The 21,032-nt window shown below is 69.0% G+C and carries 22 protein-coding genes and 1 tRNA gene; 12 read left to right on the top strand and 11 right to left on the bottom strand.

Going from position 1 to position 21,032, the window contains the following annotated elements; translation table 11 throughout:
• The first annotated feature begins 26 nt into the window (after positions 1–26).
• The 10 genes from iscR (at position 27) to EZ216_RS21270 (ending at position 6,839) form a co-directional block, all read left to right on the top strand.
• Positions 27–566 carry a Fe-S cluster assembly transcriptional regulator IscR gene (gene iscR, locus EZ216_RS05015; RefSeq protein WP_135248458.1) on the top strand — a complete coding sequence of 180 codons (540 nt, stop codon included), beginning with the start codon at positions 27–29 and terminating at the stop codon, positions 564–566.
• Positions 567–600: 34 nt separating this feature from the next.
• Positions 601–1,827, top strand: a complete 1,227-nt coding sequence (locus EZ216_RS05010; protein WP_135248457.1) for an IscS subfamily cysteine desulfurase — start codon at positions 601–603, stop codon at positions 1,825–1,827.
• 77 nt (positions 1,828–1,904) lie between these two features.
• On the top strand, positions 1,905–2,291 hold the full coding sequence (gene iscU / locus EZ216_RS05005) for a Fe-S cluster assembly scaffold IscU (RefSeq protein WP_135248456.1): 387 nt from the start codon (positions 1,905–1,907) through the stop codon (positions 2,289–2,291).
• 10 nt (positions 2,292–2,301) lie between these two features.
• Positions 2,302–2,625: an iron-sulfur cluster assembly protein IscA gene (gene iscA / locus EZ216_RS05000; protein ID WP_135248455.1), complete on the top strand. Its 324-nt coding sequence runs from the start codon at positions 2,302–2,304 to the stop codon at positions 2,623–2,625.
• Complete coding sequence (gene hscB / locus EZ216_RS04995; RefSeq protein ID WP_135248454.1) at positions 2,622–3,140, top strand: Fe-S protein assembly co-chaperone HscB; 519 nt, start codon at positions 2,622–2,624, stop codon at positions 3,138–3,140. The genes iscA and hscB overlap by 4 nt, the downstream gene beginning before the upstream one ends.
• 5 nt (positions 3,141–3,145) lie before the next feature.
• Positions 3,146–5,002, top strand: a complete 1,857-nt coding sequence (gene hscA, locus EZ216_RS04990; protein WP_135248453.1) for a Fe-S protein assembly chaperone HscA — start codon at positions 3,146–3,148, stop codon at positions 5,000–5,002.
• Positions 5,003–5,004: 2 nt separating this feature from the next.
• Positions 5,005–5,343, top strand: coding sequence for an ISC system 2Fe-2S type ferredoxin (fdx, locus tag EZ216_RS04985; RefSeq protein ID WP_135248452.1), 339 nt, complete (start codon positions 5,005–5,007; stop codon positions 5,341–5,343).
• Positions 5,344–5,395: 52 nt separating this feature from the next.
• Complete coding sequence (dnaQ, locus tag EZ216_RS04980; protein WP_135248451.1) at positions 5,396–6,124, top strand: DNA polymerase III subunit epsilon; 729 nt, start codon at positions 5,396–5,398, stop codon at positions 6,122–6,124.
• A 42-nt stretch (positions 6,125–6,166) separates the two neighbouring features.
• Positions 6,167–6,241: transfer RNA gene (locus EZ216_RS04975), tRNA-Val, on the top strand.
• 172 nt (positions 6,242–6,413) lie between these two features.
• Positions 6,414–6,839, top strand: a complete 426-nt coding sequence (locus tag EZ216_RS21270; RefSeq protein WP_167772832.1) for a hypothetical protein — start codon at positions 6,414–6,416, stop codon at positions 6,837–6,839.
• A 4-nt stretch (positions 6,840–6,843) separates the two neighbouring features.
• On the opposite strand, the gene EZ216_RS04965 is transcribed toward EZ216_RS21270, so the two are convergent.
• Genes EZ216_RS04965 through EZ216_RS04945 form a run of 5 tightly spaced genes read right to left on the bottom strand, consistent with a single transcriptional unit; the run spans position 6,844 to position 11,537 of the window.
• Entirely contained in the window at positions 6,844–7,332 is a 489-nt protein-coding gene (locus tag EZ216_RS04965; RefSeq protein ID WP_135248450.1) for a Csu type fimbrial protein, read from the bottom strand.
• Positions 7,325–9,748, bottom strand: coding sequence for a fimbria/pilus outer membrane usher protein (locus tag EZ216_RS04960; RefSeq protein ID WP_135248449.1), 2,424 nt, complete (start codon positions 9,746–9,748; stop codon positions 7,325–7,327). Before EZ216_RS04960 ends, EZ216_RS04965 begins: the two co-directional genes overlap by 8 nt.
• The gene (locus EZ216_RS04955) at positions 9,723–10,460 is read right to left on the bottom strand and encodes a fimbrial biogenesis chaperone (RefSeq protein WP_135248448.1); all 738 of its coding nucleotides are present in this window, start codon (positions 10,458–10,460) and stop codon (positions 9,723–9,725) included. The genes EZ216_RS04960 and EZ216_RS04955 overlap by 26 nt, the downstream gene beginning before the upstream one ends.
• A gap of 37 nt (positions 10,461–10,497) precedes the next feature.
• Positions 10,498–11,004, bottom strand: coding sequence for a spore coat protein U domain-containing protein (locus EZ216_RS04950; RefSeq protein WP_167772831.1), 507 nt, complete (start codon positions 11,002–11,004; stop codon positions 10,498–10,500).
• Between the two features lie 50 nt (positions 11,005–11,054).
• Positions 11,055–11,537, bottom strand: a complete 483-nt coding sequence (locus EZ216_RS04945; protein ID WP_135248446.1) for a spore coat protein U domain-containing protein — start codon at positions 11,535–11,537, stop codon at positions 11,055–11,057.
• A gap of 334 nt (positions 11,538–11,871) precedes the next feature.
• On the opposite strand from EZ216_RS04945, the gene EZ216_RS04940 reads away from it, so the two are divergent.
• Complete coding sequence (locus EZ216_RS04940; RefSeq protein ID WP_135248445.1) at positions 11,872–12,984, top strand: NAD(P)/FAD-dependent oxidoreductase; 1,113 nt, start codon at positions 11,872–11,874, stop codon at positions 12,982–12,984.
• Here the strand turns inward: EZ216_RS04940 and EZ216_RS04935 are convergent.
• Entirely contained in the window at positions 12,981–14,027 is a 1,047-nt protein-coding gene (locus EZ216_RS04935; protein ID WP_135248444.1) for a quinone-dependent dihydroorotate dehydrogenase, read from the bottom strand. The genes EZ216_RS04940 and EZ216_RS04935 overlap by 4 nt on opposite strands.
• 38 nt (positions 14,028–14,065) lie before the next feature.
• Here EZ216_RS04935 and rpiA point away from each other — a divergent pair, with 38 nt between their 5' ends.
• Complete coding sequence (rpiA, locus tag EZ216_RS04930; RefSeq protein WP_167772780.1) at positions 14,066–14,737, top strand: ribose-5-phosphate isomerase RpiA; 672 nt, start codon at positions 14,066–14,068, stop codon at positions 14,735–14,737.
• A 7-nt stretch (positions 14,738–14,744) separates the two neighbouring features.
• Here the strand turns inward: rpiA and EZ216_RS04925 are convergent, their stop codons facing one another.
• The 5 genes from EZ216_RS04925 to EZ216_RS04905 form a co-directional block, all read right to left on the bottom strand.
• A complete protein-coding gene (locus tag EZ216_RS04925; protein WP_135248442.1) occupies positions 14,745–15,392 on the bottom strand; it encodes a glutaredoxin family protein in 648 nt (215 codons plus the stop codon).
• A 33-nt stretch (positions 15,393–15,425) separates the two neighbouring features.
• Positions 15,426–17,489 (bottom strand): M3 family metallopeptidase, encoded by a 2,064-nt coding sequence (locus tag EZ216_RS04920; RefSeq protein ID WP_135248441.1) that lies wholly within the window; start codon positions 17,487–17,489, stop codon positions 15,426–15,428.
• Positions 17,490–17,558: 69 nt separating this feature from the next.
• Complete coding sequence (locus EZ216_RS04915; RefSeq protein WP_135248439.1) at positions 17,559–18,257, bottom strand: ABC transporter ATP-binding protein; 699 nt, start codon at positions 18,255–18,257, stop codon at positions 17,559–17,561.
• Positions 18,258–18,315: 58 nt separating this feature from the next.
• Positions 18,316–20,148, bottom strand: coding sequence for a branched-chain amino acid ABC transporter ATP-binding protein/permease (locus EZ216_RS04910; protein ID WP_135248437.1), 1,833 nt, complete (start codon positions 20,146–20,148; stop codon positions 18,316–18,318).
• A complete protein-coding gene (locus EZ216_RS04905) occupies positions 20,145–21,020 on the bottom strand; it encodes a branched-chain amino acid ABC transporter permease (RefSeq protein WP_135248436.1) in 876 nt (291 codons plus the stop codon). Before EZ216_RS04905 ends, EZ216_RS04910 begins: the two co-directional genes overlap by 4 nt.
• Positions 21,021–21,032 lie beyond the last annotated feature (12 nt).

Genomic DNA, 21,032 nt, shown 5'->3' with positions numbered 1-21,032 from the left:
AACGGACAAGCAACAAGGAGGTTGCGATGCGTCTCACGACCAAAGGCCGCTTTGCGGTCACCGCGATGATCGACCTGGCCCTGCGCCAGAACAACGGTCCGGTCACGCTGGCCGCGATCAGCCAGCGGCAGCAGATTTCGCTGTCGTACCTGGAGCAGCTGTTCGGCAAGCTGCGCCGCCACGAGCTGGTGGAGTCCACCCGGGGCCCCGGGGGCGGCTACACGCTCGGCCGCAAGGCTTCGGAGATCACCGTGGCCGACATCATCGTGTCGGTCGACGAGCCGATCGACGCCACGCAGTGCGGCGGCAAGGAGAACTGCGGCGGGGAAGGCGGCCGCTGCATGACCCACGAGCTGTGGTCGCAGCTGAACCAGCGCATGGTGGAGTTCCTGGACTCGGTGTCGCTGCAGAAGCTGGTGGACGACCAGCTGGCCAAGGGCATCCAGATCGAGGACAAGCCGGCCGTCAAGCGCGCGATCTCCAGCGCGCCGGTGGTCAAGCCGATCCGCGTGAACGCGCCGAACTCCGTCTTCGCGCTGGGCAGCATGTCGCCGGCGAAGTCCTGATCCGCCAAGAGAGAAGCCAGCCAGAGAGCCAGCAATGAGCATGACCCCGCATTTCCCGATCTACATGGACTATGGCGCGACGACGCCGGCCGACCCGCGCGTGGTCGACGCCATGATCCCCTGGCTGCGCGAGCATTTCGGCAACCCGGCCTCGCGCAGCCACGCCTGGGGCTGGGAAGCGGAAGCGGCGGTGGAGAAGGCGCGCGAACAGGTGGCCGACCTGATCGGCGCCGACCCGCGCGAGATCGTCTGGACCTCGGGCGCGACGGAGTCGAACAACCTGGCGCTCAAGGGCGCGGCCCAGTTCTACAAGACCAAGGGCAAGCACCTCATCACGGTGAAGACCGAGCACAAGGCCGTGCTGGACACCATGCGCGAGCTGGAGCGCCAGGGCTTCGACGTCACCTACCTCGACGTGCAGGAAGACGGCCTGCTGGACCTGGAGAAGTTCAAGGCGGCGCTTCGGCCCGACACCATCCTGGTCAGCGTCATGTTCGTGAACAACGAGATCGGCGTGATCCAGGACATCCCGGCCATCGGCACCATGTGCCGCGAGCGCGGGATCATCTTCCACGTCGATGCCGCCCAGGCCACGGGCAAGGTGGACATCGACGTCAAGGCGCTGCCGGTGGACCTGATGTCGCTCGCTTCGCACAAGACGTACGGCCCCAAGGGCATCGGCGCGCTGTACGTGCGCCGCAAGCCGCGCGTGCGCCTGGAAGCGCAGATGCACGGCGGCGGCCACGAGCGCGGCATGCGCTCGGGCACGCTGCCCACGCACCAGATCGTCGGCATGGGCGAAGCGTTCCGCCTGGCGAAGCTGGAGATGGCCAAGGACAACGAGCACGCCCGCGCGCTGCAGCAGCGCCTGCTGGACGGCCTGAAGGACGTGGAGCAGGTGTTCATCAACGGCAGCATGGCGCCCGGCCGCCGCGTGGCCCAGAACCTGAACATGAGCTTCAACTTCGTCGAAGGCGAGTCGCTGATCATGGGCATCAAGGGCCTGGCGGTGTCGTCCGGTTCGGCCTGCACGTCGGCTTCGCTGGAGCCCAGCTACGTGCTGCGCGCCCTGGGCCGCAGCGACGAACTGGCGCACAGCAGCCTGCGCATGACCATCGGCCGCTTCACCACGGCGCAAGAGATCGACTACGCGGTCGACACCATCAAGAAGAACGTCGAAAAGCTGCGCGAGCTCAGCCCGCTCTGGGAGATGTACCAGGACGGCGTGGACCTGAGCACGATCCAGTGGACGGCGCATTGAGAGGTTGAGCGTTCAGCGTTGAGCGCCGGAAGTGTCCCGCTCAACGCCCAGCGCCCAACGCTGAACCGGAGAACGAAATGGCTTACTCGGAAAAAGTTGTTGACCACTATGAGAACCCGCGCAACGTGGGTTCCTTCGACAAGGGCGACGACAGTGTCGGCACCGGCATGGTCGGCGCGCCCGCCTGCGGCGACGTGATGAAGCTGCAGATCAAGGTCAATCCGCGGACCGGCGTCATCGAGGACGCGCGCTTCAAGACCTACGGCTGCGGTTCGGCCATCGCTTCCAGCTCGCTCGTGACCGAGTGGGTCAAGGGCAAGACGCTGGACGAGGCGGCTGCGCTGAAGAACAGCCAGATCGCCGAGGAACTGGCACTGCCGCCGGTGAAGATCCACTGCTCCATCCTGGCCGAAGACGCCATCAAGGCCGCCGTGGCCGACTACAAGAAGAAGAACGCGCACTGAAGGTCTGGGCATGGCAGTCTCGATGACGGAAGCGGCCGCGCGGCACGTGCAGCGCTATCTCGCCAAGCGCGGCAAGGGCGTGGGCGTGCGGCTGGGGGTGAAGACCACCGGCTGCTCGGGCCTGGCTTACAAGCTGGAATACGTGGACGAGGCGGCGCCCGAGGACATCGTGTTCGAGGAACACGGCGTCAAGGTCCTGGTGGACCCCAAGAGCCTGGCCTACATCGACGGCACGCAGCTGGACTTCGTGCGCGAAGGCCTGAACGAAGGCTTCAAGTTCCACAACCCGAACGAGCGCGACCGCTGCGGTTGCGGTGAGTCGTTCCGGGTGTGAACCTTCAAGACAACGACTTCGTCCTGTTCGGGGTGCCCGAGCGGTTCGCGCAGGACCGCGCGGCGCTCGATGCGCGCTGGAAGGAACTGCAGCGCGAGGCGCATCCGGACCGGTTTGCCGCGCAAGGCGCCGCCGCGCAACGCGTCGCCATGCAGTGGTCGGTGCGCATCAACGAGGCTTACCAGCGCCTGAAGGATCCGCTCAAGCGCGCCACCTACCTGTGCGAGCTGCGCGGCGCGCCCATCGATGCCGAGCGCAACACCGCCATGCCGCGGCAGTTCCTGGTGCAGCAGATGGAGTGGCGCGAGTCGCTGGAAGAAGCGCGGGACGAAGACGAGGTCGAAGCGGTGGCCCGGCAACTGGACGGCGCGCGCAAGCGGACCCTGGCCGACGTCGAGCGCCTGCTCGACAGCGAAGGCGACACGAAGGCCGCGGCGGAGCAGGTGAGGGCGCTGATGTTCCTGAACCGCTTTGCCCATGACGTCGAGGCGCGCTTCGACCAGCTGGGACAATAGAAGCCATGGCGCTCCTGCAGATTTCCGAACCGGGCCAGGCCCCCGACCCGCACCAGCGCCGCATCGCGGTGGGCATCGACCTGGGCACCACGCATTCGCTGGTGGCGGCCGTGCGCAATGGCGTCGCCGAATGCCTGCCCGACGCGAAGGGACGCGTGCTGCTGCCTTCGGTCGTGCGCTATCTCGAGGACGGCGGCCGGCAGATCGGCTGGTCCTCGCAGGATGCGCAGGCGCAGGATCCCGAGAACACCATCGCCTCGGTCAAGCGCTTCATGGGCCGCGGGCTGTCCGACATCGCCAACCGCGGGAAGCTGCCGTACGACTTCGTCGACCAGCCCGGCATGGTGAGGCTGCGCACGCGCGCCGGCGACAAGTCGCCAGTGGAAGTCAGCGCCGAGATCCTGGCCACGCTGCGCTACCGTGCCGAAGACACTTTCATCGACGACCTGTACGGCGCGGTGATTACCGTACCGGCGTACTTCGACGACGCGCAGCGGCAGGCCACCAAGGACGCGGCGCAGCTCGCGGGGCTGAAGGTGCTGCGGTTGATCAACGAGCCCACGGCCGCCGCCATCGCGTACGGCCTGGACAACGCCAGCGAAGGCCTCTACGCGGTGTACGACCTGGGCGGGGGCACCTTCGACATCTCCATCCTGCGCCTGGCGCGCGGCGTGTTCGAAGTGGTGGCCACCGGCGGCGATTCCGCGCTGGGCGGCGACGACTACGACCGCGCCCTGGCCGACCACCTGCTGTCCATCGCGGGCGTCGAAGCCGTCACCGCTTCCGAGAAGGCCGCGGTCAAGGTCGCGGCGCGTGCCGCGAAGGAGAGGCTGACGGACAGCGGGCGCACGACGGTGGAACTGCCCGTGGCGGGTTCGCCGAAGGTCGACGTCAGCCGCTCCGATTTCGAGCATGCCACTTCCAGCCTGACGCAGCGCACGCTGTCCGCGGTGCGCAAGGCGGTGCGCGACGCGAAGCTGGCCAAGGAAGACATCCAGGGCGTGGTGCTGGTGGGCGGTTCCACCCGCATGCCGCAGGTGCGCCGCGCGGTGCACGACTTCTTCGGCCGCGAGCCGCTCACGAACCTGAACCCCGACGAGGTGGTGGCGCTGGGCGCCGCCATCCAGGCCAACCAGCTGGCAGGCAACAACGCCAGCGGCGACCTGCTGCTGCTGGATGTGATCCCGCTGTCGCTGGGCATCGAAACCATGGGTGGCCTCGTCGAGCGCATCGTGCCGCGCAACGAAACCATCCCCACCGCGAAGGCGCAGGACTTCACCACCTACCAGGACGGCCAGACCGCGATGGCGCTGCACGTGGTGCAGGGCGAGCGCGACCTGGTGCAGGACTGCCGCAGCCTGGCGCGCTTCGAACTGCGCGGCATCCCGCCGATGTCGGCGGGCGCGGCGCGCATCCGCGTGACTTTCACCATCGACGCCGACGGACTGCTGAGCGTATCCGCGCGCGAGATGACCAGCGGCGTGGAAGCGCGCATCGACGTCAAGCCTTCGTACGGCCTGTCGGACGAACAGGTGGCCACCATGCTGCAGGAAAGCTTCGCCACCGCGCAGCAGGACATCCAGGCGCGCGCGCTGGCGGAAGCGAAGCTGGAAGCCGACCGCATGCTGCTGGCGACGCACGGCGCGCTGCAAGCCGACGGCGCGCTGCTGCAAGCCGGCGAGCGTGCGGCCATCGACACGCTGATGGCCGACCTGCGGCAGCTGGCGGGCCAGAGCCGCGACCCCGCGCTGATCGAAGCCGCCACCGAAGCGCTGGCCAAGGGCACCGAGGCATTTGCCGCCCTTCGCATGAACCGCAGCATCCAGCTGGCCCTGGCGGGCCGCAACGTGGAGACTCTCTGAGCATGGCCGTCATCCGCATCCTGCCGCACCCCGAATACGCGCCCGAAGGCGCGCAGGTGGAAGCGCCCGCCGGCACCTCCATCTGCGAGGCACTCCTGGACAACGGCATCAAGATCGAGCACGCGTGCGACATGAGCTGCGCGTGCACCACCTGCCACGTGATCGTGCGCGAAGGCTTCAACTCGCTCAACGAGATGGACGAGAACGAGGAAGACCTGCTCGATCGCGCGTGGGGCCTGGAGCCTAACTCGCGCCTCTCGTGCCAGGCCATCGTCGCGCAGCAGGACCTGGTGGTCGAGATCCCGAAATACTCGATCAACCACGCGAAGGAAAAACACTGACGCGTGGTGCGCGCGCGCCGGCGCCGCGCCAACGGCCGAGCATAATCGGCGCATGCGACAGATCGTCCTCGACACGGAAACCACGGGCCTGTCCGCCGAGAACGGCGACCGCATCATCGAGATCGGCTGCGTGGAGTTGGTGGCCCGCAAGCTGACCGGCAACAACAAGCATTTCTACCTGAATCCCGAGCGCGAAAGCCACGAGGACGCGCTCAAGGTGCACGGCATCACCAGCGAATTCCTCAAGGACAAGCCCAAGTTCGAGGCGGTGCACGAGGAACTGCTGGGCTACCTGTCCGGCGCCGAGATCATCATCCACAACGCGGCGTTCGACGTCGGGTTCCTGAACAAGGAACTGGAACTGCTCGGAAAGCCGAAGCTGGCCCGCTTCGTCGGCAACGTGATCGACACGTTCGCCATGGCCAAGGAGATGTTCCCCGGCAAGCGCAACAGCCTGGACGCGCTGTGCGACCGGCTGGAAGTGGACAACTCCGGCCGCACGCTGCACGGCGCGCTGCTGGATGCGGAGCTGCTGGCCGACGTCTACATCAACATGACGCGCGGCCAGGAAGCGCTGCTGATCGACGCCGCGCCCACCGAGGCCGTGGCCGGCATCCAGACGCGGGTGGACCTGCGCCAATTCACGCTGCCCGTGCTGCTGGCCAGCGAGCAGGAATCGGCCGCGCACGAAGAGGTGCTGGCGCAGTTGGACAAGGCCAGCGGCGGCAAGACGCTGTGGCGCATCACCACGCGGGAAGACGGCTCCGCGCCTGTGGCATAATCGCGAGCTTTCCGGCGCAGGCATCTGCTTGCGTCGCGAAACGGGTGATTAGCTCAGCGGTAGAGCACTGCCTTCACACGGCAGGGGTCACATGTTCGATCCATGTATCACCCACCAATTCGAGAAAACGGCACCTTCGGGTGCCGTTTTTCTTTGGCGCGCGGGCGCCTGGCGCCACGCCGCGAGAACCTTGAGTCATCCGTTTCCCTACGCGCCTGGCGCCATCGACTGACGCCGCGGTGCCGCGCGGTTCCTAGCATCGGACGCATCCGACTCACCCGAGGGATGCATGCTGCCGCGAACCGTTTTGCTGCTGGGAATCGCCTTGTTGGCGGGCTCCGCCGTGGCCGCGGATGCCTCGCAGCTGCTGACGGTGCGGGCTGTCGTGATGGGGCGCACCACGGTGCAGGTGCACGACGCACCGGCGCGGCTGGAAGTCACGGCGAGGGACGTCGAGCGCGGCTACGTCGATGCACGGCAGCCGGTCACCGTCGCCGTGCACAGCAACGTGCCGTCGGGCGTGATGCTGCAATTCCTGTGCGCGGGAGAGGTCGCCGTGCAGGCCATGGTCGACGGCGCGCGCGCCGGTGCGCCCATGGTGCTGGCCTGGCAACGCCAGCCGCGGCAGCTGGTGATGCACGTGCGGTTCGTGCTCGCCCCGGGCGCGCAACCGGGTTCCTACCCCTGGCCGCTGCGCGTCTCCGCGGCGGCCTGAGCGATCACGGCGTGACCGTGATCTGCACCGAGTCGGAGTAGCTGCCCGCGCGCACGTCCTGCAGCGCCGGGATGCGGCCGTAGACCGGGAAGTTGGTGGACGCGGAGCCCTTGTTCGGCACGCTCAGCGTCTGCGAGACGGTGTCGATGCCTGGCGTGAAGCCCCAGGCCGCGCTGCGGCCGATGTCCCGGTACAGGCCGTAGTTCAGGAAGTCCGTGGCACTGGTGGCGTGTCGCATCTTGCGTGCGCTGACCGAGCTGCCCCAGGTGCCTTGGTTGAGGCGCAGGACGACACTCACCGATGACGGGCCGCCGTCGCGGTCGCATGCCACCGCGACGTTGAGCACGGTGTCGGCGGGCGCGGCGTCCATCACGTCGTAGCCGCCGAAGGCGACGCCGCCCGTCGACGTGATGCGGCACGCCGTGGCCGCGTGGCAGGTGGCCGCCGCCGCGAGCAGGGCGGCGGCAAAGGCGTGGGCGATGCGGCTATTCACAGACGATGCCTTCCTTCAGTTCGAGCACGGCTTCGGCGCTGTCGGGTACGTCCATGCGGCAAGCATAGGTCTTCCCGCCCCGTTCCAGCGCACCCGTGTAGCGGCCGGGCGGCGCGTTGTCCAGGTAGAAGTCGCCCGCGCGCGTGGTTTCGACCACCAGCTTGCCCGCGTCGCCGGAGAGCGTGAACACGCGCGATGCGATGGGCGTGCGCCCGGCCCCCACGCCGGCCCACGCCATGCCGGCCACCGCGCGCAGGCGCTGCCCGCCGAAATCGACGACCATGCCGCCCCGGTAGGGCAGTGCGAAGACCTGGCGCCGTGCCGTCAGCGAGTACTGCATGCCCAGCGACTTTTCGTCGATGGTGACGTCCTGGCTGCCGAACGGCCCCACGCCCGGGATGAACAGCTGGCCCTGGCCGTCGGTGCGGCCCTGGCTCTGGTTGTTCAGGAAGACTTCGATGCCTTCCTGCGGCACGCCCAGCCGGGCGAGCACGAAGCCTTCGTTCACCTGCCGGGTGAGGCCCACGAAACCGTCCACCGCCACCAGCGCGCCGGAGGCCGCGAATTCGGCGTACTGGCTGCCGCCGTTCAGCGCCGTGGTCGTGTAGGCCTCCAGCGTCACGGGACGCAGGTTCCACTGCAGCGCGCCGCGCGCCTCGCTGGAACGCACGCCCGCCTGTTCCAGCTGCGTCGTGCCCACCCGCCAGCCAAGGCCTTCACCCGTGGGCGCCTGCTGTCCCGCTTCGGCCGTGAGTTCGCGCAGGCCGTTGCCGTGCCGCAGCCGGCCTTCGGCCCAGCGATTGCCGTCGAGGTCCACGCGCAGGTACACGTTCAGGCTCCAGTCGTTCTGCGCCGCGGTGCGGGTGCGCTGCAGTTCCGTCGTCAGCGTCACGCCGTTGGCGAAGCCCGTGGCGTAGCGCAGCGCGCCGGTGCGCCGCCGCTCGAGCGCGTCCTCGCTGCGCAACAGCTCCAGCGAGATCGTGCCCCTGAACAGGCGCGTGGCGGCGACCAGCTGGGTCTCGTCGCGCAGGAACGGGCTGAGCGCCGAAGTGGCGAAGCTGCGGAAGCCGGCGGCGAAGCGGCGGCGCGAGACCGCCAGGGACGACTCGGGCAGCTGGTACGTGTACCGGCCCGCCCATCCCAGCGAACGCGTGTGGCGCTCGTGGTCCTGGCTGGCCAGCACCTCGCCGGCCACCAGGCCGACGCCGTCGGCGCGCACTGCCGCGCCCACGCCCGCGTTGGTGAAATCGCGGTTGCCTTCGCCGCCCGCGGCGATGGTGACGTGGTCGGTGGCGCCGTACCGGTGGAAGCCCTGCCAGGCGGGTTCACCGTAGCGGATCTGCCCGTCGGCGCCGATGCCGGACCGCTTGCCGGCGAAGTAGCTGAACTCGTGCAGCCCCTTCGCCAGCACCGCGTCGGTGAACATGAACGGCTGCTCGATCACTTCGCGCCGGCCGGAAGCGTCGGTGATGGTCACGCGCACGTTGCGGGTGCCGCCGTACAGCAGCAGGTTGTCCATCACCAGCGGCCCGGGCGGCACGCGGCCGCGGTAGAGCGGCGTGCCGTCGACCGAGACCTCCACCTCCGCCGGCAGGGCGGTGCTGGCGCGCAGCGTGGCCGTGGGCTGCTTGATCAGCCCGGGCTGCAGGTCGAACAGCCGCTGGTACAGCACGCCCGCGCCGGTGATCGTGCCGCCGAAAGCGCCGCCGCTGGAGACCAGGTCGCCGGCGATCAGTCGCGTGCCGCGCTGCGGATCGTCCCAGATGGCCTGCGTCTGGCCGCGCAGCACGTGGCGCTGCAGCGCGCCGCTGTCGATGCGCATCTCCTGCCGCAGCAGCACCGGCCCGATGCGCACGTTGGTGTCGGTGGCCAGCGCGGTGCGCGCGGCCTGGCCCTGCAGCGCGGGCTGCATGGACAGGCGGTAGCTCATGACCAGGCTGGTCTGGCGCGCGGCGGGGGGCGGCGGGGGCGGCCGAGCGGACAGGTCGATGTGCGTCTCGCCCAGCGCCTGGGCCGGAAATTCCACCGCCAGCGTCAGCGTCGGCTCGTTGAACAGCAAGGTGGCCGCGCCGAGCGCGCGCAATGAGTAGAACGCTTCGCCGCCGTAGGCCCGGCGCGCGGCCGGATCCGGCGCGAGGTTCAGGTTCTTCAGGTCGGCCTCGCCTACCCACCAGTCGCCGTCGGGGCGGCGCAGCACCACCACGTCGCCGCGGGTGAGGGTGTTCACGCGCACGGTGGCGATGAGCTGCTCGCCTTCCACGGCCGCCGCCGTCTGGGCGAACGGCGCCGGTGCGTGCAGCAGAAGCGAGAGGGCGAGGCCGAGCGCCGTGCCGCGCCGCGCGCCCCGGGCGGCGCGGTGCAGGTGCGTTGCGGTGCGTGGAAGCCGCGGCTCAGCGGCAGGCGGCCGGATCCACATTCACGCTGCGCTCGAAGCGGAGGTCCTCGCCTTCGGCCAGCACGGTCAAGGTCCTGGCCTTGGCGCAGACCTCCGGCGGGACGGCGGCGGTGTAGGTCCGCTGCGTGCCGGCCAGCGAATACCAGCCGGTGGCTTCGCTGGACCAGCCGGCGCCGTCGGCGAACGTCACCTTGGTGAGCCGGAAATGCTGGTTGCCGCGGTTGCGCACCGGCAGCGAGAGCTTGCCGCCGGACAGCGTGGCGGCGGCGACGTCCGGCTCGGGCTTGGGATTGGCTGGCGGCAGGAAGACCGGCACGCCGAAGCGGAAGAGGAAGGACACGTTGGCGCCGCGCTGCTGCGCGCCCGGCTCCGGCTCTTCCTCGATGAAGAGGCGATAGGTGCGTTCCGTCACGCCTGCCGGCGCCTTCGCGCCGATGCGAACCAGGCGCTTGCCCTGCGGCTCGATCTCGAGCTGGCGCGGAAAGTAGATCAGGTCGCCGCTGTCCTTGTACACGTCGCCGCCGGACTCGTCCTGCGTCCACTCCATCAGCTTGACCGACGCGCGCAGCTTGGTGTCGGCGTGGTTGGTGACGGTGATGGTCTCGTTCAGCGCCCCCGCCTTGAGCTCGGCCCGGATCGGCGTGACGGAGAAATCGCCCGCGGCGCAGGGCAGGACGGCGCAGGCCGCGGCGAGGGCGGCGGCCAGGGATCGAAGCGGCGGAAAGTCGGGCATCTTGGACTGCGGCGCGTGGTCACGCGGGTCAAGGGCCTCAGGGTGAGACCGTCAGCACGACTGTATCGGAGTAGTTGCCGGATCTCGCGCCGCCATAGGCGGCCGGCGCGACGTCGGCCGTGACCGTGACATTGACAACCTGGTTTTTGTTGGCCAGGCCCGCGCTGGGCGAGATCGCCAGGCTGTAGTCCATGAACTCGGTGGTCACCGTCGCATGCCGCAGCCGGCGCAGGCCCGCGCCGGGCGAGTACAGCCCGTCGTCCGCCGTGACCGTGTACGAGGCCGTTGGCGCCGAGCCGCCGCACTTGAAGCTGGTGCCGACGTTGCCGGAGGCCGTGGTGCTCCCCGAGGGGTCGATGGCGCCGAGGTTGATCGCCAGCGTGGCGTTCGAACTGAAGCGGCAGTTCGATTTGGACAGCACCGTGGCGCTCACCGTGATGCTCGCGTTGTCGGCCGCGGCGCAGGGGAGGGCCAGGCAGGCAGCCGCAGCCGCCGCCAGCACCTGCGCGCGCGCGTTCGCCGCGTGGCGTGCCAGCCGGTTCATCCGGAACCCGGGGATTGCCGCGGCCGCGCGAAGGCTCGGCCTCTGGCGCATCAGGGAGCGATGACGATGGCCACCTGCTTGGAGTAGGTGTCGGCCTTCACGTTGACGTAGTTGGCGTTCAGGATGGCGCCGGTCAGGCTCACCGAGGTGGCGGTGCTGCCGGTGCCGAAGCCGCTGCCTGCCGCCGTCGGGGCCGTCCAGGTGATGGTGTACGGGATGGTGTCGAGGTTGCCGCCGGTACCCGCCAGCGCGTTGGCGCCGGTCCCGCTGTACGTGCCGGTGCTGGAGCCGCCCACCGTGAACGACGACGGTGCCGTGCCCTTGGTGCACTTGTACTGGATGGTGGTGCTGCCGCTGCCGTCGGCCGCGCTGGTCGGGTCCAGCGCGGTGAAGGTCATGTTCGGGAAGGCGGTCAGCTTGCAGACGCCGCTGACGGTGGCGCTGACGGTGATGCTCTGCGTGTCGGCGTGGGCGGCGCCGGCCAGTGCGGCGAGGCAGATGGCGGCGATGCGGGCCGTGGTGGACAGTTTCATGGTTTCTCCTCGAGAAGTCCGGTCAGCGCCTTAAGGAGGAACTACCGGGAAGGTTAGGGAAACGCCCTAAGCGTGAGCAGACTGTAACAGTACTCGCAACAAGTTGCTACACATTCATCGGCCAAAATCAACCACTTAGCGGAATTCGGCAAAATTTCACGATCTTGCTTGTTACAAGTGCGGTTGAGCTGCGACGAAAGGTTCGCCCACGGGGCCGAACGGCTTGCCCGGTGGCGGTCCCTACAATCCGGCGGCCCGGCACGCAGCGCTGCCGGGCGTATCCAGATTCACCGAGCCGGCTTTCGCGCCGGCTTCTTCTTTGCGGAAGGTCGGCGTGGAGCAGGTCGAGGCAGTCATCGCCGGAGCGGGTGTCGTCGGGTTGGCGGTGGCGCGCGCGCTGGCCCGGGCGGGACGCGAAACCATCGTCCTGGAAGCTCAGGACGGCATTGGCCAGGGCGTGAGCTCGCGCAACAGCGAGGTGATCCACGCCGGCCTGTACTACGCACCCGGCTCGCTGAAGGCGCGGCTGTGCGTGCGGGGCAAGCAGCTTCTTTACGAGCTTTGCGCCAGCCACGGCGTCGAGCACCGCCGCTGCGGCAAGTTCACGGTGGCGCAGGACGAAGCCGAAGTGCGTGCGCTGCTCGGCCTGCAGGAGCGCGCCGCCGCCAACGGCGTCGAGGTGGAGTGGCTGGACGCGGACCAGGCGATCGCCGCGGAGCCGGGGCTGCGCTGCATCGCGGCGCTCAGCTCGCCGAGCACCGGCATCGTCGACAGCCACGGCTTCATGCTCGCGCTGCAGGGTGACCTCGAGCGCGAAGGCGGCATGGTGGCTTTCGGCTCGCCGCTGGCCTCGGCGAAGCTGGCGGGCGAAGGTGGCTTGCACGTCCTGCGCCTGGCCGACGGCACGGAGATCGGCACTTCGCTGCTGGTGAACGCGGCGTCGCTGCATGCGTGCGCACTGGCTCGCCGCTTCGAAGGACTGGATCCGGCGCACGTGCCGCGCGAGTGGTTCGCCAAGGGCAACTACTACTCGCTGGCGGGCAAGGCGCCGTTCAGCCGGCTGATCTATCCCGCGCCGGCCGACGCGCACCTGGGCACGCACCTGACCGTGGACCTGGGCGGCCAGGCCAAGTTCGGCCCGGACATCGAGTGGCTGGACGTGGCCACGCCGGAGCAGATCGACTACCAGGTGGACCCGGCGCGCGCCGAAGGCTTCTACGCGGAGGTGCGCCGCTACTGGCCGGGACTGCCCGATGGCGCGCTGCAGCCCAGCTACAGCGGCGTGCGGCCCAAGATCCACGGACCGCACGAGAAGGCCGCCGACTTCCGCATCGACGGCCCCGCGCGGCATGGCGTGCCGGGGCTGGCGAACCTGTTCGGCATCGAGTCGCCGGGTCTCACCAGCGCGATGGCCATCGCCGAAGACGTGGCCGCGATGCTGGCTTAGGCCGCGCGCAGCACTTTCAGTGCGCGCGCCGATTCGGCGATGAGCGCCGGGCCCTTGTAGATCAGGCCGGTGTAGATCTGCACCACGTCGGCGCCCGCCTTCACCTTGGCCACCGCGTCTTCCGCGCTGAGGATGCCTCCCACGCCGATGATGGGGAAGCCGCTGCCCAGCGTGGCGCGCAACTGCGCGATCACGCGGTTGCTGGCTGCCAGCACGGGCGCGCCGCTCAGGCCGCCGGTCTCTTGCGCGTGCGGCATGCCCTTCACCGCGTCACGCGAGATGGTGGTGTTGGTGGCGATGACGCCATCCATGCCGTGGCGCCGCAGCGTCGCGGCGATGACGTCCACCTGCGCTTCGTCCAGGTCCGGCGCGATCTTCACGAACAGGGGCACGCGGCGGCCGTGCTCGCGCGCCAGTTCCTCGCGCCGCTGCGCCAGTGCGCCCAGCAGCGCATCCAGTGCCTCGTCCGACTGCAGCGCGCGCAGGTTCTTGGTGTTGGGGCTGGAGATATTGACGGTGACGTAGTCGGCGTGCGGGTACACGCCCGCCAGGCCCTTCAGGTAGTCGTCCGTCGCGTTCTCGATGGGCGTCGCCGCGTTCTTGCCGATGTTCAGGCCCAGGATGCGGCCCTGCTGGCGGAACGACGAGCGCTTCACGTTGGCGACGAAGGCATCCAGTCCGTCGTTGTTGAAGCCCAGCCGGTTGATCAGCGCGCCGGCTTGCGGCAGGCGGAACATGCGCGGCTTCGGGTTGCCCGGCTGCGGCTTGGGCGTGACGGTGCCCACCTCCACGAAGCCGAAGCCCATCGCGCCCAGGCCGTCGATGCAGCGCGCGTTCTTGTCCAGGCCGGCGGCCAGTCCCACGCGGTTGGGAAAGCGCAGCCCCGCCAGCTCGATCGGGTCGCGCACGAAGCTGGAGCACCATGCCAGCGCCAGCGGCGTCCCCTGCAGGCGGGCGATGGTGCCCAGCGTCAGGTCGTGCGCGGCTTCGGGGTCCAGGCCGAACAGGAAGGGGCGCGCGAGCGGGTAGGGCAGGAGGGGCATGGATAATTCCGTCAGTCAACCAAGCAGGGGATTGTCGCGTGACGCAAGATGAGTTGAAGGCGCTGGTCGGGCAGGCGGCGCTGCGCTACGTGGAGCCGGGCGGCATCGTGGGCGTGGGCACCGGGTCCACGGTGAACAAGTTCATCGAGGCGCTGGCAGCGATGAAGGACCAGGTGCGCGGGGCGGTGTCCAGTTCGGTCGCCAGCACGGAACGGCTGAAGGCCATTGGCATCCCGGTGTTCGATGCGAACGAGGTGGAAGAACTCGCGGTCTACATCGACGGCGCCGACGAGATCGACGGCGGCGGCCACATGATCAAGGGCGGCGGCGCCGCGCTCACGCGCGAGAAGATCGTCGCGGCCCAGTCGCGCCGCTTCGTCTGCATCGCCGACGAAAGCAAGCTGGTGCCGGTGCTCGGCAACTTCCCGGTTCCGGTGGAAGTCATCCCGATGGCGGCGGCGCGCATCACGCGTCAGTTCGCCGCCATGGGCGGCCAGGCGCGGCTGCGGCTGAAGGATGGCGTGCCCATCGTCACTGACAATGGGCAGCACCTGCTGGACGTCAGCGGACTGAAGATCGCGCAGCCGCTGGCTTTCGAGAGCGAAGTGAACCAGTGGCCCGGCGTGGTGACCGTGGGCGTGTTCGCCCACCAGAAAGCTTCGGTCTGCCTGCTGGGCACGCCTTCTGGCGTGCGCACGCTGGACTTCTGACGCGTTCTTAGAAAGTGATGCCGGCCGGGTTGCTGCCCGCCGGCAGCGCGGGCCCGGGTGCCGGTGCGGGAGCCGCCGGCTCATTGGCGGCCGCGGGCCCCGGCGGCTTGGCCGTGGCCACCAGCGGCGTCGGTGCGGGGTTGCGGTAGCCGGCCGGCAACTGCGACGACTTCGGGTAGCCGGCCGCGTCCAGGTACTGGCCCCATTCCGCGTCGGAGTAGCCGCGCAGCTGCTGCCCACCGACGGTGAGCACCGGCAGCGAAGGCGAGTTGCCGGTCAGCCTTTCCAGCGCGGCGATGTCTTCGTTGCTGGTCACCGTCTTTTCGGTGAACGGCACGCCGCGCTGCGACAGGAGCGTCCGGCCCGAGCCGCAAGGACCGCAATTCGGGCCCACGTACAGCGTCACCGGATAGCGCTGCACCACCTGGCGCAGTTCGAACGGCAGGGCGCCGCCCGCCGTGGCGCCCGTCACGGGTACGGTGGGCGCCGGACCCGCCTTGGCGGTATCGGCCGGCGGCTTGTCGGAGAACGTGACCTTCCCGTCGGGCCCCATGATCCGGTAGACCTGCTGCGCGCCGGCGGCGCCGGCGATCAGCGCAAGGGCCAGCGCGGTGGCGCGGGCCGGGGTCAGGGCGGGGATCCGGGTCAGGGTCATCGTGTTGCTCCGTGCGTTCTGTTGCTTGCGTCCTCAGGCCATGCCCTGGTGCCGCAGCAGCGCTTCCAGCGACGGCTCGCGGCCGCGGAACGCCTTGAACGACTCCATGGCGGGCCGGCTGCCGCCGGCCTCCAGGATGGCCTGCCGGTATTTTCGCCCGGTTTCCACGCTCGGGGAACCGTCCTGCGTCGCGGTCTCCTCAAATGCCGCGTACGCATCGGCGGACAGCACCTCCGCCCACTTGTAGCTGTAGTAGCCGGCCGCGTAGCCGCCCGCGAAGATATGGCTGAAGGTGTGGGCCGTGCGGCTGAATTCCGGCGCGGGCAGCACCGACACTTCCTCGCGCACCTGGCGCAGCAGCGGCATGAATTCGGCCGAAGGGTCGTGCTCCGTGTGCAGCAGCATGTCGAACAGCGCGAATTCGATCTGGCGCAGCGTGCCCAGGCCGGCCTGGAAGTTCTTCGCCGCCAGCATCTTGTCGAACAGTTCGCGCGGCAACGGCTCGCCCGTGTCCACGTGCGCCGTCATGTGGCGCAGCACGGTCCATTCCCAGCAGAAGTTCTCCATGAACTGGCTGGGCAGCTCCACCGCGTCCCATTCCACGCCGCTGATGCCCGAGACGTCGCGCTCGTTCACGCGCGTGAGCATGTGGTGCAGTCCATGGCCCGATTCGTGGAAGAGGGTGATCACGTCGTCGTGCGTCAGCAGCGGCGGCTTGCCTTCAACGCCTTCGGCGAAGTTGCACACCAGGTGCGCCACCGGCGTCTGCAGTTTGCCGTCGTCCGGGCGCAGCCAGCGCGCGCGCACGTCGTCCATCCAGGCGCCGCCGCGCTTGCCGTTGCGCGCCGCGGGGTCCAGGTAGAACTGGCCCACCAGCTCGGTCATCACGTGGCCTTCGGGCTGCTTGCGTTCACGCTCGATGCGGTAGAACTCCACCCCCGGGTTCCACACCGGCGCGTGGTCGCGGCGGATGGTCACCTCGAACAGCGTCTCGACGATCTTGAACAGGCCCGCCAGCACCTTGGGCGCGGTGAAGTATTGCTTCACCTCCAGCTCGCTGAACGCATAGCGCGACTCCTTCAGCTTCTCGGCGATGTAGCTCCAGTCCCAGGGCTGCGGGTCGCGGATGCCCAGTTCGGCGGCCGCGAAAGCCTTCATGTCGGCCACGTCCTTCTCCGCATACGGACGCGCCTTGGCGGCCAGCTCGCGCAGGAACTTCACCACCTCCGCGGGCGAATCGGCCATCTTGGGCACGACCGAGACTTCGCCGAAGTTGCGGTAGCCCAGCAGTTGCGCTTCTTCCTTGCGCAGCGCCAGGATCTCGCGGATGTTGGCGCCGTTGTCGAACTTGCGGAATTCCTCCGGCGCCTGGTCGCTGGCGCGCGTGACATAGGCGCGGTACAGCTTCTGGCGCAGCCCGCGGTCGTGCGCGAACTGCATCACCGGGAGGTAGCTGGGCATCTTCAGCGTGAGCTTGTGGCCGTCCTTGCCTTCGGCCTCGGCCGCGGCACGCGCGGCCTGGACCACGTCTTCGGGCACGCCGGCCAGTTCTTCCGCCGAGGCGTAGTAGGCGAAGGCATCGGTTGCGTCCAGCGCGTTCTCGCTGAACTTCTGGCTCAGCTCGGCCTGGCGCTCCTGAATCTGCGCGAAGCGCTCCTTGGCCTGGCCCTGCAGTTCGGCGCCGCCCAGCACGAAGTTGCGCACGGCGTTCTTCAGCGCCTGGCGCTGCTCGTCGTTGAGCTTGGACGAGTCGATGGCCTTGTACTTGGCGTACAGGCGTTCGTCGGACCCGAGGCGGGTCCAGAACTCGGTGACCTTGGGCAGCGCCTCGTTGTAGGCGGCGCGCAGCTCGGGCGTGTCGGCCACGCCGTTGAGGTGGCTCACCGCGCCCCACGCACGGCTGAGCTTCTCGGTCGTGCAGTCGAGCCGCGCGGCCAGCGCGCGCCAGTCGGCGGGGAATTCGGGCTTGACCACCGCTTCCAGCGCCGCTTCGCTCTCGGCGAGCAAGGCGTCCATTGCCGGGGCTACATGCTCCGGGCGGATCTGGTCGAAGAGGGGAAGGTCGTGGAAGTCGAGGAGGGGATTGGCGGCGGACATGAGCCCCATTTTGAGGCAGCCGCCCATCCTTCAATGCCCATCGGACATTGGCATTGCCGATGACGGCGATTACACGCCCAGGTACTTCTGCAGGATGTCCGGCCGGCAGCGCAATTCCGCGGCTGAGCTCTCGTGCGCCATGTGGCCGTTGTTGATGAAGTAGACGCGCTTGGCCAGCTGCAGCGTGGCGGCCAGGTTCTGTTCCACCAGCACGATGGTCTGGCCGGCGTCGGCGAGGTCGCGGCAGGCCTGCATGAGGTCGTGCACGATCACCGGCGCCAGGCCTTCGAAGGGCTCGTCCAGCAGCACGATCTTGGGTGACCGCATCAGCGCGCGGCCGATGGCCAGCATCTGCTGCTCGCCGCCCGAGAGGTCCGTGCCGCGGCTGGTGCGGCGCTCCTTCAGGCGCGGGAACATCTCGTAGACGCGGGCCAGCGGCCAGCGGTCCGGCGCCGTCAGGCCGGCCAGCACCAGGTTTTCCTCGACGTTGAGGCTGCCGAAGATGCGCCGCTCTTCGTGCACCAGCTGCATGCCGGCGCGCGCGATGGCGTGGCTCTTGCGGCCGGCGAGCTGCTGGCCATCGAGCACCACCGAGCCGCTGCGCGGCGTGACCACGCCCATCAAGCTCTTGAGCGTGGTGCTCTTGCCCGCGCCGTTGCGGCCGAGGAGGGCGACGACTTCGTTCTTCTCGACGCGCAGGCCGACGTCGAAGAGGATGTGCGAATCCCCGTAGTAGCTGTTCAGGCCCTTGACTTCCAGCAAAGTCACAGAAACACCTCCGTGCTTCGCACTGCGGTGCGAGCGCCTCCGGGCGGCCGGGCGGCGCTCATGCCGCCACCGCCTCGTGCACGCCGCCCAGGTACGCTTCCTGCACCTGCGGGTTGGCCTTGACCTCTTCGGGCGTGCCTTCGACCAGCAGCCGGCCTTCCTGCAGCACGGTGATGCGCTCGGCGAGTTCGAACAGGGCGTCCATGTCGTGGTCGATGATGACGAGCGTGCGGCCGCGGGCGATGGACTTCAGCAGCGCCACGGTCTCGGTGCGCTCGGCCGGGCTCATGCCGGCCAGCGGCTCGTCCAGCAGCAGCAGGGTGGGCGAGGAAGCCAGCGCCAGGCCGATCTCCAGGCGGCGCTTCTCGCCATAGGCGAGCTCGGCGACCGGCGCGTCGGCGCGGGCCGTGAGGCGCACCAGTGCCAGCGTCTGCTCCACCTGTTCGCGCAGGCCCGGCACCTTTTCCACGCCGCGCAGCAGGTCGAGGCGGAACTTGCCGCGCAATTCCGCCAGCGCCGCGATGATGATGTTCTGGCGCACGGTGAGCCTGTTGAACAGCTGGTTCACCTGGTAGCTCTTGGTGAGGCCCAGCTGGCAGACGCCCGTGACGTCCATGCCGGTGATGTCGCGGCCCTCGAACACGATGCGGCCTGCGGTCGGCGGAATCTCGCAGGTGAGCATCTTGAAGAAGGTGGACTTGCCGGCGCCGTTGGGACCGATGATCCCGCGCAGCTCGCCCGCGCGCACCGAGAAGTCGATCTCGTGGTTGGCCACCACGCCGCCGAACCGCTTGGTCAGGCCGGTGGCCTGCAGGATGGGGCCGGCGTATTCCTTGTTGGCGTGGTGCGTCGCGCGCAGAGGCGCCACGTCCACCGGTTCCGGCTCGGGGACGGGAGCCGCGGCTTGCTCCACGTGTCCGCGCCCGGCCGTGCGCTCCCACAGGTCGCGCAGGCCGCCGATGATGCCCTGCCGCAGGAAGCACACCAGCAGCACGAACACGACGCCCAGTACCAGCTTCCACGCGGCCCCGAGGCCCAGCGTCGCCTGCAGGAAGTCCTGCAGGAACAGCCACACGCCGGCGCCGAGCAGCGGGCCGATGAGCGTGCCGCGGCCGCCGATGACCGTCTGCATGATCAGTTGGCCGGAGGTCTCGAACATGAACGCGTCCGGCGGCATGAAGGCCTGCAGCACGCCCAGCAGGCCGCCCGCGAGTCCCGCGTAAGCCGCCGCGATGACGAAGGCGGTGCGCTTGTAAGAGAGGACGTTGTGGCCGACGGCGGCCGCGCGCAACGGGTTTTCGCGGATGGCTTCCAGCACCGCGCCGACGGGCGAATGCACGATGCGGCGCGCGATCACCAGGCCGGCGAAGTAGCAGAACGCGAGGAACGGATACAGCGACCAGCCGGACGTGAAGTGCAGGGTGGTGAAGCCCAGGTTCAGCACCGGCGTCGGCACGCCCGGCAGGCCGTTCTCGCCGCCGGTGAACTCGGACAGCGGGTTGAATTCGACGAAGAAGAAGATCTCCGCGATGGCCACGGTGATCATGGCGAAGTAGATGCCGGTGCGCCGCAGCGCCAGCAGGCCGATCAGGTAGCCGACGATGGCCGCGGCCACCATGCCGATCACCAGCGCCAGCAGCACGCTGGGAAAGCCCATCTGCGTCAGCAGGTAGGCGGCGACGAAGCCGCCGGTGCCGTAGAACGCCGACTGGCCGAACGACAGCAGGCCCGTGTAGCCGAACAGGATGTCGAAGCCGAGGCCGAACAGGCCCCACACCAGGATGCGGTTGACCGTGTTGGGCGCCGCGCCCAGCAAGGGCAGAACGTAGGGCACGCCGATCAGGCACACCGCCGCGAGGATCTCAAGCAGAAACCGTCTCTTGCGGGTCATTCGCGCCCTCGCGCGCCCAGCAGTCCGTGCGGCCGAATCAGCAGCACCAGCGTCATGGCCGCGAACAGCATCACGTACGCGTAGCCGGGGTTGACCATGGAAGTGAGGCTGATGATTTCGCCGGCGATCAGCCCGCCGAGCACGGCCCCGGGGAAGGAGCCGACACCGCCGATGACGACCACCACGAAGGTCTGCACCAGGATGGCCTCGCCGACCTCGGGTGTCAGCGACACCACCGGCGCATTGACGATGCCGGAGAAGCCCGCGGCCATGGAGCCGATGCCGAACACCACCATGAAGACGCGGTAGACGTCGATGCCCAGCGAGTCGACCATCACGGCGTCGTCGATGCCCGCGCGCACGATCAGGCCGAGGCGCGTGCGATACAGCACGAGGTAGAGCGCCAGCAGCGCGACCGCCACGATGCCCACCACCGCGAGCCGGTAGGTCGGGTAGAACATGATCCCGAGGTTGGTGATGCCGGCGAGCATCGTGGGCGGCGTCACCGTCTTGCTCAGGCTGGAGAAGATCAGGCGGATCAGTTCGACGAAGCAGATCGCCAGCCCGAAAGTGACCAGCAGCTGGTCCTCCCCGGGGCGGTTGTAGAAGTGCCGGATGATCACCCTCTCCATCAGCACGCCGAGCAGGCCGACGCACAGCGTGCCGGCCACCAGTGCGAGCAGGAACGAGCCGCTCGCCTGCCAGGCGGCATAGCCGGCGTAGCCGCCGACCATGAACATGGCGCCGTGCGCCAGGTTCAGCACGCCGAGCGTGCCGTAGATGATCGTCAGCCCCGAGGCGATCAGCGCCAGCAGGGCGCCGAGCGCGAGGCCGTTGAACAGCTGCGAGAGGAAGTTCGACCAGGTGATCATGCGGCCCGCGCG

It is taken from the genome of Ramlibacter humi (genome assembly GCF_004681975.1).
In the GTDB taxonomy this organism is placed as follows: Bacteria; Pseudomonadota; Gammaproteobacteria; order Burkholderiales; family Burkholderiaceae_C; genus Ramlibacter; species Ramlibacter humi.
The sequence above is the reverse complement of the archived record's forward strand: the minus strand, read 5'-3'. Positions and strand labels throughout refer to the sequence as shown.